The sequence below is a fragment of the Luteimonas sp. gir genome, assembly GCF_037198055.1.
In the GTDB taxonomy this organism is placed as follows: domain Bacteria; phylum Pseudomonadota; class Gammaproteobacteria; order Xanthomonadales; family Xanthomonadaceae; genus Luteimonas; species Luteimonas citri_A.
Genome location: NZ_JBBAXQ010000008.1, coordinates 1 through 16,316, shown reverse-complemented (window position 1 = coordinate 16,316; position 16,316 = coordinate 1). Strand labels below are relative to the sequence as shown.

General features: G+C 62.9%; 14 protein-coding genes and 1 pseudogene. 12 read left to right on the top strand and 3 right to left on the bottom strand.

Annotated features, from left to right (window positions below):
* Positions 1-29: 29 nt before the first annotated feature.
* Both WAF18_RS11235 and WAF18_RS11230 read left to right on the top strand, forming a co-directional pair.
* Entirely contained in the window at positions 30-695 is a 666-nt protein-coding gene (locus WAF18_RS11235) for a lasso peptide biosynthesis B2 protein (RefSeq protein WP_337245166.1), read from the top strand.
* The gene (locus WAF18_RS11230) at positions 695-2,437 is read left to right on the top strand and encodes an asparagine synthase C-terminal domain-containing protein (protein WP_337245165.1); all 1,743 of its coding nucleotides are present in this window, start codon (positions 695-697) and stop codon (positions 2,435-2,437) included. Before WAF18_RS11235 ends, WAF18_RS11230 begins: the two co-directional genes overlap by 1 nt.
* Before the next feature lie 17 nt (positions 2,438-2,454).
* Here WAF18_RS11230 and WAF18_RS11225 read toward each other — a convergent pair whose 3' ends face one another.
* Positions 2,455-4,503: an Atxe2 family lasso peptide isopeptidase gene (locus tag WAF18_RS11225; RefSeq protein WP_337245164.1), complete on the bottom strand. Its 2,049-nt coding sequence runs from the start codon at positions 4,501-4,503 to the stop codon at positions 2,455-2,457.
* 5 nt (positions 4,504-4,508) lie between these two features.
* Entirely contained in the window at positions 4,509-6,842 is a 2,334-nt protein-coding gene (locus WAF18_RS11220) for a TonB-dependent receptor (protein ID WP_337245163.1), read from the bottom strand.
* Between the two features lie 357 nt (positions 6,843-7,199).
* On the opposite strand from WAF18_RS11220, the gene WAF18_RS11215 reads away from it, so the two are divergent.
* The gene (locus WAF18_RS11215; protein ID WP_337245162.1) at positions 7,200-7,466 is read left to right on the top strand and encodes a helix-turn-helix transcriptional regulator; all 267 of its coding nucleotides are present in this window, start codon (positions 7,200-7,202) and stop codon (positions 7,464-7,466) included.
* 95 nt (positions 7,467-7,561) lie between these two features.
* Here WAF18_RS11215 and WAF18_RS11210 read toward each other — a convergent pair whose 3' ends face one another.
* Entirely contained in the window at positions 7,562-8,101 is a 540-nt protein-coding gene (locus WAF18_RS11210) for an integrase core domain-containing protein (protein WP_337245161.1), read from the bottom strand.
* Positions 8,102-8,168: 67 nt separating this feature from the next.
* Here WAF18_RS11210 and WAF18_RS11205 point away from each other — a divergent pair.
* The 9 genes and pseudogenes from WAF18_RS11205 to WAF18_RS11165 all read left to right on the top strand — a co-directional run bounded on the left by WAF18_RS11205 (position 8,169) and on the right by WAF18_RS11165 (position 15,942).
* Positions 8,169-8,483 (top strand): annotated as a pseudogene (locus WAF18_RS11205) (DUF1153 domain-containing protein).
* Complete coding sequence (locus WAF18_RS11200) at positions 8,483-10,144, top strand: IS3 family transposase (RefSeq protein ID WP_337245160.1); 1,662 nt, start codon at positions 8,483-8,485, stop codon at positions 10,142-10,144. Before WAF18_RS11205 ends, WAF18_RS11200 begins: the two are co-directional and overlap by 1 nt.
* 91 nt (positions 10,145-10,235) lie before the next feature.
* Entirely contained in the window at positions 10,236-10,979 is a 744-nt protein-coding gene (locus tag WAF18_RS11195) for an HNH endonuclease (protein WP_337245159.1), read from the top strand.
* Complete coding sequence (locus WAF18_RS11190; RefSeq protein ID WP_024350866.1) at positions 10,976-11,203, top strand: ABC-three component system middle component 6; 228 nt, start codon at positions 10,976-10,978, stop codon at positions 11,201-11,203. The genes WAF18_RS11195 and WAF18_RS11190 overlap by 4 nt, the downstream gene beginning before the upstream one ends.
* Positions 11,200-12,945: a DUF2326 domain-containing protein gene (locus WAF18_RS11185; protein ID WP_337245158.1), complete on the top strand. Its 1,746-nt coding sequence runs from the start codon at positions 11,200-11,202 to the stop codon at positions 12,943-12,945. Before WAF18_RS11190 ends, WAF18_RS11185 begins: the two co-directional genes overlap by 4 nt.
* Positions 12,946-12,990: 45 nt before the next feature.
* Positions 12,991-13,563, top strand: a complete 573-nt coding sequence (locus WAF18_RS11180; RefSeq protein ID WP_337245157.1) for a hypothetical protein — start codon at positions 12,991-12,993, stop codon at positions 13,561-13,563.
* Between the two features lie 39 nt (positions 13,564-13,602).
* Positions 13,603-13,806, top strand: coding sequence for a hypothetical protein (locus tag WAF18_RS11175; protein ID WP_337245156.1), 204 nt, complete (start codon positions 13,603-13,605; stop codon positions 13,804-13,806).
* Between the two features lie 7 nt (positions 13,807-13,813).
* Positions 13,814-14,611: a TIGR02391 family protein gene (locus WAF18_RS11170; protein ID WP_337245155.1), complete on the top strand. Its 798-nt coding sequence runs from the start codon at positions 13,814-13,816 to the stop codon at positions 14,609-14,611.
* A complete protein-coding gene (locus tag WAF18_RS11165) occupies positions 14,608-15,942 on the top strand; it encodes a hypothetical protein (protein ID WP_337245154.1) in 1,335 nt (444 codons plus the stop codon). The genes WAF18_RS11170 and WAF18_RS11165 overlap by 4 nt, the downstream gene beginning before the upstream one ends.
* Positions 15,943-16,316: the final 374 nt, after the last annotated feature.

The window sequence follows — 16,316 nt, the reverse complement described above, 5'->3', positions numbered from 1 at the left end:
GGCGCACCCTTCTTTCGAGGAGGCGCGACATGCCTTGGCAAGTGAGCGAAAACATCTCGTTCTGCGAACTCGACGATCGCCTGTTCTTTCTGGATCTGCGGCGGGATCGCTACTTCCAGCTGTCCGAGACGCTGGAGCGGAGATTCCGCCGACATCTACATGCCCCTGACGACACGACCTCGCTCGAACGCCTGGTCGAACAAGGGCTCTGCCCAGGGACCGCACCGGTCCGGACCGAGATCGCATCCGTAGAGCAGAGCGTCCCCGAGCTTCCCCAATCGCAGACACGAATCCGTGCAGACACGGCCCGCGACATCGTGCTGGCGGTACTCGCGACGTACCGACGGTTGACCGCGCAACCGCTGGGACATGTGCTGAACGACCTGGCCAGCTACAGACGCGCGAAGGTAAGCCGGCCGTGCTCAGATCGCCGCGACGCGGAGGAAGAGCGACGCCTGATTCAGGCCTCAGACGCCTTCAATCGGGTGAGACCTTGCATCCCGATCTCGACAAGTTGCGTCATTGACTCGGTCTCGATGATCAGATTTCTTGCCAAGCGAGGTCTTTACGCGCACTTGGTCATGGGGGTGGCCTGCGATCCCTTCTCGGCCCATGCATGGGTCCAGTGCGGCTCGTTGGTTCTGAACGACAGCGTTGGATCCGTGCAGGGGCACGTCCCCATTCGGGTTATCTGATGCATTACGCCTACATCGCACTGATCGCTAAGACCGACGGCAGTCCTGGCGAGGCCGAACACCCGCCAGCGCATCTGCTTCAGGCGCTACGCCTGGAAGCACGAGGGCGCGTGGGCTGCATGACAGTGTTCGCGCATGAGTGTACGCCCACGCTATCGCTGCCAGACGGCAGCATGATTATCGGCGATCTATATGGCCAATACGGTTCGCCCATCTGGGAGTGGGACATGCGCTCCCCCTGCCCTACGTCACGTGAACTTCGACAGCATCTTCTTGACCATTACTGGGGCGAGTACCTGCTGCTGCAGCCACCCGAGACGGGAGATGACCGCACGACTATCATGCGGGACCCGACCGCGGGCGTCGCCTGCGCCTATTCGCTACGGGGCGACCCCGGCTTCATCACATCCGATCTGTCGATTGCATCGCGCCTCGGCTTGTACAAGGAGCAGGTCGACTGGGAGTTCGTGCGACACAGCCTGGTCTATCCGCACCTGAAAGTCGCGCGCACTGGGCTTGCGGGCGTCAGCGAGCTGCTTCCCGGATGCACGCTGGCGACCAACGGCCAGACGATGTCCACGGAAATGGCCTGGTCGCCTTGGCGCTTCGTTGCCGCCCCCGAGCGCATGCAAGATTTCGACACCGCAGCAAAGACCGTTCGCGACGCACTGGTGCTTGCGGTTGAAACCATGGCCGACACCGACGGCGACGTCCTGCTCGAGCTGTCAGGCGGCCTGGATTCTTCGATTGTCGGCGCATGCTTGGAGGCCGCTGATGGGAGGTTGGTGTGCTGTACGGCGGTGACGCCGTTACCTGGGGCCGATGAGCGCCGGTATGCCGGTCAGGTCGCGGCACAGCTCGGCGTCGCTCTGCAGGAGCAGATGCTCGACTTCGACGGAACGGATATCGACTTCCCGCTACCTGCCCACTCCTTGCGCCCCGCCGTTTGGGTGCTCGGACACGCCGTTGGACGCGCCATGGACGCGGTTGGCGACCGCATGCGCGCCGCCAGCCACTATTCCGGAAGCGGTGGCGACACGGTGTTCGGTTATCTGAAAACAGCCGCTCCCGCCGCCGACGCCATCCGCGAACGCGGCATGGGGGCCGGGTGCCGTGCCATCACCGACCTGTCGAGGCTGCATGGATGCACGCTCGCGAAAGCCGCCCGTCTGACCGCTCGCAAGCTCTATGCACGCCCCAAGCCTCCCTGCAAACCGAATGCCTCCCTGCTCTCCGGCATTGACGAGACGCTGGCTCACGAGCGACACCCATGGCACGAGGCTCCAGAGACTGCGTTGCCAGGAGACCGCGAACGCATCTTCGACCTCGCGGGCAACCAGTTGTTCATGGATGCCACCTTGCGTGCAGGCGGTCGAAGGGTCCGCATGCCCCTGCTCTCGCAACCCGTCATGGAAGCCTGTCTCCGAGTGCCAACCTGGATGTGGATCGCCGGCGGACGCAACCGTTCGGTTGTCCGCGCGGCCTTCTCGAAGCGCCTGCCCGCAGACGTGCTCAACCGGCGGAGCAAAGGCAGCTTCCTCAACTACACGTTCGGGATCTACGTCAGAAACAAGGCAGCCATTCGCGAGCTCCTTCTGGACGGTCATCTCCACGCCCAAGGCCTGATCAACGCTCGCGCGCTGGACGAGTTCCTGGGCCGCCAGCTTGCGGCGCGCGACCGCTCGTTCATGCGGGTGTTCGACTTGTGCATGATCGAAAACTGGGTGCGCAATCACGCGTAGGCGCGGACGTGCTCCGATCAACGAGCAGACGCCTGGGTGCGAGTTCGCATGGCGCGCCACGCGGTGTATTGGTCGACCTTCGCCGGATCGGCATCCTCGACATCCTGCAACCAGAAGCGAAACCAGTCCATGTTCCGGCTATATACGGCCAGCTTGTGCCGAGGCTGGAACTTCTGGTGCGGTTCGTGTGGGAACACGTATAGGTCGACAGTTCCCCGTCGCATGAGCGGGATCGCATAGTCGAGCGACTGCATGTACTCCTGCTCGGGCACCTGCATCAGCAGCGGAATCGTCAGCTTGTCCAGATGGTAGACGGGTGACAGCGTCCGCCACGCCTCCGGCGTCTCATCTGGCGCCCCGAGCCCCCAGTACTGCTGCAGTCCATCGGTGAAGACCCTACCCCGCAACGAACCCAACAAGTAGTAAAGCGGCGATACCAGCACGGAGCTGACCGAGGCGGACGTCAAGAGCTGGGAGTGCATCGCCGTCCACATGGTGATCTCGGTGCCGAAGCTCAGCCCGCCCATCCCGACCCGGTTGCGATCGATCTCGCCCATCGACGCCAGAAGGTCCACCGCGCTTTCGACCGCTGACAGCCCGGTGTTGAATCGAGACACGGGATCGAGTGAGAACGGGGCCGCATTGATGCAGAGCGCTGAGATCCCTTCGGACGCCAGACTCGCAAAGGGCCACTCATCGCCGACGCCGCCCCGCACGAAGCCCGCACACCGGTAGTAGTTCACGAACAACGGAGGCTTGCCGTTCACGCGTCTGTCTGCCGGGTAGAAATGACCCGTGAACGTCTGCCCTTTCGCATCCGTCCAGCGAAGAGGTCGCGCAGGTGGTTGCCGAGCAATGGCGTGCGCAAGCGCTGCGTTCGGCGCATACAGAACTCGGCGTGCACCTGTCTCGAGATCGACACGTTCCAGCCGCGGCGGCTCGTTCGCCGAGGCGCTCACGCACACCAGCGCAGCGTGCGAGGCCGCGCACGGGCTGGCCGGATCGCGGCCGCCGTTGAGCAGGCCAGTCGACTCCGCCACCCGCCGCACCGCCCCAGACCGGACATCCCAGCCGAAGAGCGATTGCGCGAGACCTTCTGCGGGGTCGGTCACGGTGAACAGCACCTCGTCGCTACCCGGTCGCCACTGCACCGACGTGATCGCCTGACCGGTGCACGCGGGGTCCCGGCACACCACCTCATCGCCACCGGCACCCGGCAGCTTGGCCGACAACCTGACATCGGGCGCATAGCGCAGGTCCCCCCGCTCCCCCACCCGCGTCAGAACCGCCACCCGTCCATCCACCGGCGAGCGCGCCAAAATCCAGGCATCGGAATCCTGCTTCTGCTGCGCGCCATCCTCTGTGCGCTGGTCCAGCAAATCCCGGCGTTCCAAGGTCTGGAGGTCCACCTCCTTCCACCGATCGGGCACGCCAGCAAGCAGCGGGACGCGGGCAAACCACACATCGCCGTAGCGTTGTGTTGCCAACCGTCCTTCCAGGTTGCCCGAGCGAAACAGCGTCTGGCCGACCGGTGTCGCACTGTCCACGCGCACGCCTGCGTCGTACTCGGCCTGCTCCGCGTTCTCGATCGCCTTGCGCGTGGCCCCGACGCGGTAGCGAAGCGTCCGACCATCGTCAGTCAACTCGAAGCCGCGGACGTCCGCAGCATCCAGCGTCAGCGGGATGGCCCCGGCGCCATCCGCCGCCGCGCGCCAGACATCGAGCCTGCCGTCGATCAACGCCAGGTAGTAGAGCCAGCGTCCATCCGGCGACCACACCGCGGGCGCCGGTAACGCGATGCCGGCGGTGTCGCGGCGCACGAAGCCACCATCTGCGACGCGACGAGGCGGCGCGTCGCCATCGATGTCCTGCACGTACCAGAACGCATCGTAGGTGTTCCGCTCGACTGACGCCTGCTCGATGCGAAACGCAACCCGCATCCCGTCGGGAGACAACACCGGGACGCCGAAATCCGCCACCTCCAGCAGGGCCCGAGGCGAGACGGCGAACGCGGCCTGCGGGCAACAGAGCCCGACCAGCAGCAGTGACAGAACGCCCAAACGCATGGCCGTTACCACCGCTTGGTGATGGAGACAGACAGGAACCGCCCCACTGCGGAGTAGTTCGCCGCGTCGTACGGCGCATAGGTGGGCGAGATGGACGCGTACAGCGGTGGCGCCCGGTCGAGCAGGTTCTGGCCCGCCAGCTCGAACGTCACCTCTGAGAACAGACCACCACGCGGACCGGTGTCGTAACGCAACGTGCCGTCGAACGTCGTGAACGACGCGCCTGTGCTGCCGTCCCGCGGATTCTCCACGCCGCTGGAATAGTTGCCGAAGACCGATGCCGTCCAACCATCCCGATTCCAGACCGCCCCGAGGCGTGCATTGCGCCTGGCTGGGTTAAACAGCGTGCCCGAGAGATCATGCGGCGGCTGGGTCGCGAGGGTCGCCTGGGTGCTGTCCAGCCAGCTGGCGGAGCCCCGCAACGAGAGCCGCCCGCCGGCCACATCCAGCCGATAGGTTCCAGCCAGGTCCAGACCCCGGATCCGCTGACGTGAGGCGTTGACGTAGCGGTTGTCGACCACCGCCACGACCTTGCTGCCGTCATACGGCGCGCCGGCATAGTTGTAGAAGTTGCTGGCGCCGCCAATGAGCCCATCCAGCGTCGAATGAGACGGATCGAGCGCGACAAACGCCGCATAGATCGGTGCGAAGGCGCGGCCAGTATCGATGACCGGAGAGACGATGCGATCGATGTAGTCGATATCGAACCAGGTCAGTTCGGTCTCCAGCCCGGGCAACGAGCTCGGGTGGAAGGACAACGACGTGCTCCAAGTGCGGGCCCGTTCGGGATCCAGATCGACACGGCCGCCCGACAGATACAGCGCAGTCACGTCCGGTGGAAAGCCCGTCCCGCCGAATGTCGCTGGTGCATACAGATAGGCGTTCTGCTGCCAGTAGCGCTGCTGGAACGTCGGTGCCTTGAAGGACCTGCCCCAGGATGCTTTGAGCGTAACGTCGGGCAACGGCGAGTAGACGACGCCTAGCTTGGGCGTCGTGACCCGGCCGTAGCTGTCCGAATCCTCGGTGCGGACCGCACTGGTCAACACAAGGCGCTCAGCGCCACGGATGCCCTGCCCCGCCCCGACGAGCGGCAGGCTCAACTCCGCATACGCGAACCGGCTGCGCTCGTCGCCCTCGGCATTGGTGCGGTTACCGGTGAGACTGAGGCTCAAGAAGCGGTTATAGCGATAGCCCGCGCCCACGGCGAGCCGGGACTCGCCCCCCGGCAGGTCGAACAGCGGCCCTTCCCCACCCAGCTCGTACGTGACGCTCTTGTTGCTGTAGGTGCCAGCACTGGTGGAATTGACCGCTCCCGTCGCCGTGGCGATTACCTGTTGGGTCGTCACGGTCTTGTCCCGCCCCAGCGCGGCGCCCAGGGTCAGCGTCCAGTCTTGCGGCAGATGCAGCTCCAGGCTGGGCGCCACGAGGGTCGTCGTTGTTTCGGGCGCATACCGGTGATAAACGCTGGCATAGGCCGTGTCTGCCACCATAGTCCGCTCGCTTCTCAGCACGTCCAGGCGCAGTTCGGCAGCGTCGCCCAATGCCTGGTGGGCGCTCGCCACCGCGCTGCGCAGACGGTTGCCGGACCAGAGCGTGGCGGGTTGGTACATCGACAGGGTGTAGTCGCGCTGGTCGGCGCGGATCGGATCGCTGTCGGTCTTCTGACCAGCGACGATCATGCCGCCCGTGGCCCAGCTGGTGCCCGTGGTCGCGGTGTACTCGCGGGTGGTCATGCCGCCATCGGTGGCCGCGCCGAACCGCCACCCGGCGGCCACGCCGTCGAAGTCGCGCTTGAGGATCACATTGCCCACGCCGCCCACGGCATCGGAGCCGTAAAGGGCCGAAGCGCCATCAGGCACGATCTCCAGCCGCTCGACCGCATCGACCGGAATCGCGCTGATGTCCACCATCTGCATCAGACCGCCGTAGGCCAGTCGCCGGCCGTTGAGCAGCGTCAGCGTGGCGTCGGGCCCGAGGCCGCGCAGGTTCAAGCCCGAGCCGCCCGTCACGTTCTGGTTGCTGACGCCTGCACTGGGATTGGCTTGCGCACCCATGCCCGGGTTCTGCCCGCCCGAGAAGTTCTGCGGGATGCTGCGGATGACCTCGCCGAGATCCTTGAAGCCCTCCTCGCGGATGCGCTCGATGCCGATGGTGACCACTGGCGAGGGCGTCGTGCCGCCGCGGATGCGGGTGCCGGTGACTTGGATGGTGTCGAGTTGGGTGGCGTTGGCTTCAGCCTGCTTATCGTCTTTTTGCGGATCACGGTCTCGACTCTGCTGCGCGGCCACTGGCGGCGTGCAGAGAACTGCCACGACTGTCGCGATTGCGAGCGCGAGCACGCTTGGGCGCTGCTTCGCCCTCCATCGATGACCTTCCGCGCTCGCCTTTAGTGTCCACGTTGAAAGCCGGCGCGACACGTCCACTGCCCCACCGGCGCAGTCCCCCAGCTTCACCCGCACACCCGAACCATCCACAAAGGCAAAGCTCCGCCCACTACCTACCGTGTCCCAAGGCATGTGACATCTTCCGTTGCTGGTCGGTGCGTCCGCGTACGCCGGCATTTCGGGGGCGCCGTCGCGACTGCGCTGCCTGGCTGGTGGTCACACCCAAGGACGCCCCAACCCGAGCATATCCGTTTTTCGGATATTTGAAAAGCAGATTTATGGTCTATGTGGCTACCAACGGAGGGACACCACATGGCCAAGAAATCGATCCATCGACCGGAGTACAAGATCCTGACCAAGCTCGTTCGCAAGATGCGAGACGAGGCCAAGCTCGATCAGGCGGACCTTGCGGTCCTGTTGGTGCGTCCGCAGTCCTACGTCAGCAACGTCGAACGGGGTCAGCGCCGGCTCGACCTTCTGCAGTTGCGGGACATCTGCATGCACTGCGGCCTGGATCTGGTTGAGTTCGTCAGGCGGTTTGAGGAGGCAGTTGCTGAGGCTAATAGAAAACTCTCATAGCTCCACTACAATGCTTAGCCGCACTTGATCAGAAACCCGGCGCCGATGCCGAGCATGTTGGTGTTCGTGTAATGATCCAGCACTTCCTGCATAGGTCAGGCCGCTAAAGCGTATGCCTCGACGGGTGTCTTCATACCCAGCGCCTGATGGGGCCGCTGGTGGTTGTAGAACTGGATCCAGTCGCCGATCACGCGCATCGCATGCTGCTGGCTTTCGAAGCGATGCCGGTGCGCGCATTGCTCCTTCAGCGTGCGGATAACGCGTTCGACCATTCCGTTCTGCTGTGGGTAGTACGGCGTGATGAACTCCTGCAGCAAGCCATAGCTGCGCACCAGGCGCGTGTAGTGGCGGCTGGTGAAGACCAGTCCGTTGTCCGAGCACAGCAAGAATGGTTCGCAGACGCGGCCGAGCGTGCCGAAGCGCGTGATCAGCGCCTGCTCCAGCGCCGCTGCGGCCGTTGTCGCACGGCCGGTTCGCGACAGGTGCCAGCCCAGCAGTTGCCGGGTGTGGCACTCGATCACCAGGGCCAAGGTGAGCCAGCCGTCGCGGCCGCCCCAGATCCGGCACAGATCGGTCGCCCAACGCTGGCTCGGCGCCGATGCCGCCGAGGGCAGCGCCTGGATGCGGGGACGCATGCCCACAGCACGCTTGTAATGACCCAGTGATTTCCTGCTCAGGTGTAACCTTTTGAAGGAGACACCGATGAGCGCGGTAATGGAAGAAGAGATCAAGCATTGGACAGCGCGCCGGAAATCGGCGCTGGTGCTGGAGATCATCCAGGGCAAGACCGCTGTGTCGGAGGCGAGTCGCCAGTTCGACTTGCCGCCATCGGAGATCGAGAGCTGAGTCTATGACGGCAAGCGCGGGATGGAGAACGCGCTGCGTGCCAAGCCGGAGCACGTGCGCGAGCAGTACGCGCGGCAGCTCAAGGATCTGCAGGAGGCGTATGGCGAGGCGATGCTGGAGCTGCGCGCCCGAAAAAAATTGGCGTCCCTGCTGGGCAAGGACGAGACCTGATGGTCGCGATCCAGCAGGGACTACACGATGACGGCGTAGCGGTCTCGATGGCGCAGTTGTGCCGCTGGTTCGACGTGCCACGCCGGACGGTTTACTACCGGCCGGTGAAGGCGGCACCGGTGGTGCGGCCGGAACTGGCCGGCCCGATCAAACAGTTGATCGAGGCTGAGCCCTCGTTCGGCTATCGGACGGTCGCCGGCTTGCTGGGCATGAACAAGAACACGGTGCAGCGGATCTTCCAGTTGATGGGCTGGCAGGTGCGCAAGCGCGCGGTGGGCATGCGTCCCCGCATCCAGGCACTACCCTCGGTGGCGTCGGCACCGAATCAGCGTTGGGCGACCGAGCTGTGCCGGATCTGGGGCAGCCGCGACGGCTGGCTCACCTTGGCCCTGGTGATCGACTGCCACACCCGACAACTCCTGGGTTGGCACCTGTCGCGAACAGGCCGGGCGACGACAGCCGCAGCGGCTCTGGAGCAGGCGTTGATCACGCGGTTCGGCACGCTCGGCCGCGTCTGCGAACCGTTCCTGCTGCGCTCGGACAAAGGATTGGTCTTCACCAGCCGCCACTACACACGCCTGGTGCGCAGCTATGGCCTGCGGCAGGAGTTCATTACCCCGCACTGTCCACAGCAGAACGGCATGGTCGAACGTGTCATCCGCACGCTGAAGGAGCAATGCGCGCACCGGCATCGCTTCGAAAGCCAACAGCATGCGATGCGCGTGATCGGCGACTGGATCCAGTTCTACAACCACCGGCGGCCCCATCAGGCGCTGGGTATGAAGACACCCGCCGAGGTACGCTTTAGCAGCCTGACCTGTGCAGGAAGTGCTGGGTCATTACAGGATATCGACCTCTCATTCGATCGCGCTGAACTCGGCTATACCGGTGATCGCGATCCGGAAAAGGAGGGTATCAGCAGGAAGCAGGCCGCCCGGCTGATCGACGATCTCGTCGGTGACGTCGAGCTTCACATCGCCGAGAAACTTCTCCCGGCGCTTCGCGCCGCGATCGTCGAACAACTCGGCGAACCGACCAACGGCGAGTGGTCGCTGGAGATAGATGCTGGCGACACCCAAACGGTCAATTTCCACTATCCGACCGCGCTACCTGTCGCCGAGTACGAGGGCATGGCCTACATCACCCCGCGAGTGAAATTCGAACTGGGCGCGCGCGGTGATCCCTGGCCGACCGAAGAAAAGGTCATCCGTCCCTACGCAGCCGACGACTATCCGGGCTTCTTCGCCGATCCCGACACCAGCGTGATCGTGCTGTCAGCGCGGCGCACCTTCTGGGAGAAGGCGACCGCGCTCAATGCGGAGGCGCATCGCCCTGCGGAGTCCCCGACGCCGCAGTATTTCTCTCGACACTACTACGACCTCGCCATGCTCCTCGATACGGATGAGGGCCGAGCCGCCGTTTCCGATTTCGATCTGCTGGCGCAGGTCGCGCATCACAAAGCCACCTTCTTTCGTTCGAGCTGGGCCAGCTACGATACGGCTCGGCCAGCCACGCTCCGGCTAACGCCGGACGACGCGCGAGTCAAAGACCTGAAGGCAGATTATCGGGCGATGGCGCCGATGATGTTTGACCAAACACAGCCGTCATTCGACGATATACTAGCAAAACTTGCTGCGCTCCAAGACGTCATTAATAGCTAAGTAGGCACTTGCCCCGGAGGAATGCTCATCAACGCGCTTCGATCCTTTGACCGAGACCATAGCAGCGCCCGCGCGCGGACAGGCGTAGGCTATGGGCGCTAGTTACCCGACCAGAATTATTCTGGCCTTTCGGAGCGGCGGCGTGTGCGCATTTCCGAAATGCGGCAAGCATCTCACCTACGACGCCCAGGTGGGAGACGATACCTATGTCGGCGAGGCCGCACACATCCGTGGTGAGAAGCCGACCGCTGCCCGTTATGACGTGTCGATGACCGACGACGAGCGCGATAACGTCCGGAACCTCATCTATCTATGCACCGATCACCACACGATCATCGACAAGGTCGAGGCTGATTGGCCGACCGCGACCCTTCTGCAACTGAAGGATAGCCACGAAAAGCAGGTCCGCCAAGCCATGGAAGAGGCCTTTGCTGATGTCGCCTTTCCCGAATTGCAGAACGCCGTCTCTTGGGTTGCGAGCCAAGCGCCGGCCCCAAATGGCTCTTTCGATCTCCTCGCGCCGGACGAGAAGATCAAAAAGAACGCGCTCTCGAATGGATCTCGTCACATCATCGCTGCGGGACTGACCTCGCGCGCCACCGTTGGCGATTATGTCGAAGCGGAAGCGCAGCTCGATCCTGACTTTCCCGAGCGGCTGAAGGCCGGCTTCCTCGAAGAATATTACGCTCGCCGGAAAGAGGGCCATAAGGGCGACGAGCTTTTCGAGTTGATGTGCGCCTTTGCCCAGCGTGGTCTGCGTCGCCAAGCCGATAAGACCGCAGGCATCGCTGTTCTCATCTATCTCTTCGAAATCTGCGACGTGTTTGAGAAATGATTCTTCCGACCAAACATATCCCGCAGAACGAGGCGCTGATCGGCGTCGGCGCCACTCTGCTCGCGCATCTCAGCATGCCCATGACCGTTTCGGGCCTTTGGGAGCGTCTGCGCACGGAACCGAACGTCGGGAACTTCGAGCGGTTCGTGCTGGCATCGAACCTCCTCTATCTGATCGGTGCGATCGAGATCCGGGACGGCCTTATCGTCAGGACCGCCTCATGATCAGAGCCGTTCGCGCCAACCAGAAGGGCTTTCACACCGCGCTCCTTCAGCCGGGTGTCAATCTTATCCTGGCCGACCGATCCAAATCGGCCGGTGACAAGGACACGACGAACGCCCTCGGCAAATCGACGCTCATCGAGATCATCGATTTCTGCCTCGCCAGCAATACCTCACCCGGAAAAGGGCTTCGCATCGAGGCTTTGCAGGGTTGGGCATTCACGCTGGAGCTCTCCCTGTCCGGCCGCGAGGTCGCTGTGACGCGAGCGACCGATACACCCGGATTCTTCGCCATCGAAGGCGCCACCGACGACTGGCCTGTCCGACCAACGCCCAACAAGGAAGGCGTTCCGGGTCTCGACGCCAAGAAATGGCGAGCCGTTCTTGCCTGGGCCCTATTCGGTATCAGCGATCTGTCGGCGGAATCCGGATACAAGCCCTCGGCGCGGTCGCTGCTTTCCTATTTCGTGCGCAACCAGACAGCCGCCTACAACATCCCCTTCAAGCATTTCGACAATCAGAAGACTTGGGACATTCAGGTCCACAATGCTTTCCTTCTCGGCTTGAATTGGGAGAAGGCCGCGACTTGGCAGCAGCTCAAAGATCAAAAGAATGCGCTCGATGCGCTCAAACAGGCGATCAAGACCGGAGCCGTCGACGGCGAACTGGCCTCGCTCGGTGAGCTCGAAGCGGAGCGCCTGCGCCTGGCAACCCAGCTTGAACGTGAACGCGAGGCGCTGTCGAATTTTCGCGTCCTTCCACAGTACCGTGAAATCGAGAGTCAGGCGAACCTTCTGACCAGCGAAATCCACGGCCTGGTCAACGCCAATATCGTGGATAAGCGCCGGCTCGATCGCTACCGTGACTCGTTGGTGAGCGAAGACGCTCCGACGGAAGACCGTCTGGAAGCCCTTTACGGCGAGGCGAGCATCGCCCTGCCTGGCGCCGTCAAGAAGACGCTGGCGGATGCGCGGGCATTCAATGCCCAGATCATCGCCAATCGCCGTGAGTTCATCGCCGGCGAGATTGCCGCGCTGGAAGCTGCCGTCACCGAGCGTGATACCGCCATCGCGACCCTCGCGGATCGCCGTGCCAACTACCTCAGCGCGCTTGCGGGACAGGGTGCGCTGGAGGAACTGACGCAGTTACAGGAGTTGCATGCAGCCACCCGGCTGAAGATCGACGAACTCACCAACAGGATTACCCAGCTTCGTCAGATGACCACCAAGGCGGACACGATCAAGGTCGAGACCGTCGAGCTGAAACGCGCAACAACCCTGGACTATGAAGAGCGGCGTGCGCTGTGGTCACAGGCCCTCAGCCTCTTCTCGGAATTCTCGGAGAACCTCTACAAGTCGCCCGGTCGCCTGGTCATCGATATAGATGACACCGGCTACAAATTCGACGTTGAGATCGCGGGCAGCCCGAGCGAGGGCATCAGCAAGATGAAAATCTTCTGCTACGATCTCATGCTGATCTCGTTTGCGCGCCAGCGTGGTCTTGGGATCGACTTCCTGATCCACGACAGCACGATTTTCGATGGTGTTGACCCGCGGCAGCGCGCCCATGCTTTGGAACTTGCCGCCGCGATGGCTGCAAAACACGGTTTCCAGTACATCTGCACACTCAACACCGACATGGTTCCCGTGGGTGACTTTACGTCAGGCTTTGATTACGAGAGTCTCATCCGCCTCCGGCTCACCGATACTGATCCGACGGGAAGCCTCCTCGGGTTCCGTTATTGAGCGGGGCGACATGAAGCACAGTCATGACCCCAGGACGTCCCCAGCATGAGATCTGTGCCGTTCACCCGACCCACGCTGATCGCCGCCGTTGAGTTGCTGGAGCAACACAGCCAGGCACGGTTCAACCAGATGGTCCTCCGCCTCGGCCTGGAGGACGAGATTTCCACCAGCACCTCCCTCAGCGTCGCCAACAAGTGCGCCTTGCTGGGCCGGATCGTTGTGCAACGAGCCGACGCCGTGCTCGACACGCTCGAAGGCAGCATGACCCTGGGCGAGGCGGTGATCCGGCAAGCCGCGCAGCTAGCGCAACAACATGCTACGCACGCTCTGCAAACGGCCTTCGCACGTGGCCTTGCGCGTGATGGATACGTTTTGACGTGGGACGACTACGGGCGAAACGCGTCCATCCGCGCGGCACTGCCCGGCGACATCCAGCTCCCCCAAACGGACGACGAAGTGCATCAGCTTCTCAAGTCCTTCGGCTTCACAACTCCTCTCGGTCATCTCGATCAGGCCATCGAAGCGCATACCCGCGGCGATTGGGCGGCTTGCAACAGCCAGCTCCGGACCTTCCTGGAAAGCCTGTTCGACGACATCGCGCGCAACGTGCGACCATAGGAAGCGGGTCAACGGCCCAGCTCAGAAAACCGGCGCGCTTTGCTCGCTGAGATCGGCTTCCTTGCCATAGATCGCAACGAGTGGACCCAGGACGGCAAGAACTACGTCAACGGCCTCTTCAAAATGCTTCACACGGAGGGTTCGCATCCGGGCCTCTCGGATGAAGACCACAGCACCTTCCGCCTGCATGTCGTTCTCGTCACCGCCAGGACCTTCCTGCGGCGGCTCACCTACGGTCAGTGAGGCCTATATGGCGTTCTTTTCACAAGATCAGTTGGAAGCGATCGCCGGCGCGCTCGGCGACACTGCAGAAGGCCTGACCGGGCCAGAGATCGAGCACCTGCTTGCGTCGTGCAAGATTGGCGATCCGGGGCCTATGACGAAGCGCGTCCGTATCTATAACGCCTTCGCGGAATGCCAGAACACCAAACGCAACCGCACAAACATCCTTGAGTTCATCCGGCTCGCCATGAAGCCGGCGCGTTACAGCCGCGAGCCGCACCGCTATGAGCCTATGCGGGCTCGCCTAAACCTGGCGTTGGCATTCGCAGGACTTGTGGTCGATGAGTCCGGCGAGTTGAAATCGACGGATGTCGCCCAGACCTTACCCGAGGCTCAACGGCGCGCTCGCGACTTGCGAGCGGACCTTGAAGGTCGCGGTGTGCACCCTGACGTCCTGAAGTTCTGCCGCGCCGAGCTTCTCGCCGACAATTACTTCCATGCGGTGCAAGAAGCGGTCAAAAGCGTCGCTGACAAGATGCGGTCGCAGACAGGGCTTTCCGACGACGGCGCGACGCTCGTCGATCGGACCCTGGCCGGCAGTCCGCCAATGCTTGCGATCAACCCGCTATCCACCGCAAGCCAGCGAAGCGAGCAAAGCGGGTTCGCAAATCTTGTCCGCGGCACCTTCGGCATGTTCCGCAACCCCACTGCGCATGAGGCGCGCATCCATTGGGCGATGTCCAAAGAAGATGCCGAGGACCTTCTCACAATCGTGTCGCTCATCCACCGCCGGCTCGATGCCGCCCATATGCCGGCGCGCACATGACCACGAAGGACGCCGACGGAGGACATGACAGTGACCCCGAGCTGGAATCCGATCGGATCGGCCGCATCGGCGAGCGCCAGTTCGAGCTGCTTTGCGAACGCGCGGGGTTCTTCTGCAACAAGAGCACCGTCGACATCATGGGCTGGGACTTCATCGTGGAATTCCCGATGGGATCAGGCGGACAATCGTCGCTGCCGCTCGATCGGCGCCAGACCAATGCCGCCCGCGTCCAACTGAAGTCGACGCTCGGCCGCACCGGAAACCGCATCCGACTCAGCCTGTCCGCCATTGATCGCCTCGCCAAGGATCCTCGGCCGGCGCTGATCATCGTCTTCCGAATGCGGGCCGATGGTGAAATCCAGTCGGCCTACCTCGTCCATCTAATCGGCAACGAACTCGCCCGGGTGCTCAAGCGATTGCGATTGGCGGAGGCTCGAAAAGCGCGCGACATTAATCATGTCGACATCAGCTATGACTATGAGAAAGTCGGACAGCGTTTCGAGCCGACTGCCGCAGACCTCTCGGCGGCCCTGTCGGCCGCCTGCGGACGGGATCCAGGCGCCTATACCGCGGAGAAGCAGCGGCAGCTCGATGAACTCGGCTATGAGAACGGCCAGTTCGAAGCCGAGGCACTACTCCAGATCGAGGGGCCGGAGCATTTCGCCAACCTGCTGCTCGGTCTTGCGCCCCTGAAACCGCACCGTTTGCGTGTCTACGATAGCCGCTTCGGCATCCGCCTTCCGTACCAAGGCACGCTATTCGACGACATCGAGGAACTTCGACTGACGCCGCCGTCGCTCGGATCATGCGAGATCGCGATCCGAGGCCCCGGGTTCGCGCAGGCGGCGCGGTTCGATGGCGAGATGTTTATCGGTCCGCCGTTCTTCGAGCCGCATGGACCGGAACTGCTTGTCCGCAGCCGGGACTTCATCATTCGGCTCACCCCTCCTGCGCTCAGATTCGAAAGCGTCGGCTCCATCGACGATTTGGAATACACGCTCGAAGATTGGGCGGAACTACTGCGCGGTCTCACGCTCATGGCAACCGAGCGATCCACGCTAACGATTTCAGGGAACAGCCGGATTCCCCCGATTACCTTCCCCGTCAATGAACCGCTCACAGGGCCATATCTCGACGAAGTGCCTCTCATCTCAACCTTCGTGGATGGCTGGCTGCGCCTGCTAACCAACGCCGGCCTGCGCTCGACCGCACAGCTCAAATTCGATGCGTTCTGGACGGCCAATGACGCACGTATGGTTGTGGACATCCTGCTCAATCCTCGCCCGGAGGCCCGGTTTGAGATGTTGAAGAAAGTGCGCCGGCATCGGTAGGCCTTTACTTCAACAGTACATCATTTGCCGGTACGAGCATCAGCTTCAGCGCAAAGATATTCTTCGAGGAGACCGACGATGTCGAATGGCGGTATCGCTCAACACGGTTCGAAGCTCTCGATGTCCGCCCGATTGTTGAGGACCTCGAGGAATATGGGCTCGATCAGGCTGGAGCCGCCGAGGTAAAGCTCGTCATTGACCCGCGCAACATAACCATGACGCCGCGTAGCGACGCTCACGAAGCGACGAGCGTATTGCCGAAACAGGGCTAAACGGCGCGCTACCGATCGCGGTGCGAACGCCGCGCGCCCGCGGCTCGCCTCGATCAAGGTGAAGACGCGAGATTTCCGCTAAGCTCTTGCATTGTGGTAGTT

What these genes read in the sequence shown, in the direction of transcription:
- WAF18_RS11235 (WP_337245166.1), top strand. Translation starts at nt 30, where the DNA reads ATGCCTTGGCAAGTGAGCGAAAACATCTCGTTCTGCGAACTCGACGAT.
- WAF18_RS11230 (WP_337245165.1), top strand. Translation starts at nt 695, where the DNA reads ATGCATTACGCCTACATCGCACTGATCGCTAAGACCGACGGCAGTCCT.
- WAF18_RS11225 (WP_337245164.1), bottom strand. Translation starts at nt 4,503, where the DNA reads ATGCGTTTGGGCGTTCTGTCACTGCTGCTGGTCGGGCTCTGTTGCCCG.
- WAF18_RS11215 (WP_337245162.1), top strand. Translation starts at nt 7,200, where the DNA reads ATGGCCAAGAAATCGATCCATCGACCGGAGTACAAGATCCTGACCAAG.
- WAF18_RS11210 (WP_337245161.1), bottom strand. Translation starts at nt 8,101, where the DNA reads ATGCGTCCCCGCATCCAGGCGCTGCCCTCGGCGGCATCGGCGCCGAGC.
- WAF18_RS11200 (WP_337245160.1), top strand. Translation starts at nt 8,483, where the DNA reads ATGGTCGCGATCCAGCAGGGACTACACGATGACGGCGTAGCGGTCTCG.
- WAF18_RS11195 (WP_337245159.1), top strand. Translation starts at nt 10,236, where the DNA reads ATGGGCGCTAGTTACCCGACCAGAATTATTCTGGCCTTTCGGAGCGGC.
- WAF18_RS11190 (WP_024350866.1), top strand. Translation starts at nt 10,976, where the DNA reads ATGATTCTTCCGACCAAACATATCCCGCAGAACGAGGCGCTGATCGGC.
- WAF18_RS11185 (WP_337245158.1), top strand. Translation starts at nt 11,200, where the DNA reads ATGATCAGAGCCGTTCGCGCCAACCAGAAGGGCTTTCACACCGCGCTC.
- WAF18_RS11180 (WP_337245157.1), top strand. Translation starts at nt 12,991, where the DNA reads ATGAGATCTGTGCCGTTCACCCGACCCACGCTGATCGCCGCCGTTGAG.
- WAF18_RS11170 (WP_337245155.1), top strand. Translation starts at nt 13,814, where the DNA reads ATGGCGTTCTTTTCACAAGATCAGTTGGAAGCGATCGCCGGCGCGCTC.
- WAF18_RS11165 (WP_337245154.1), top strand. Translation starts at nt 14,608, where the DNA reads ATGACCACGAAGGACGCCGACGGAGGACATGACAGTGACCCCGAGCTG.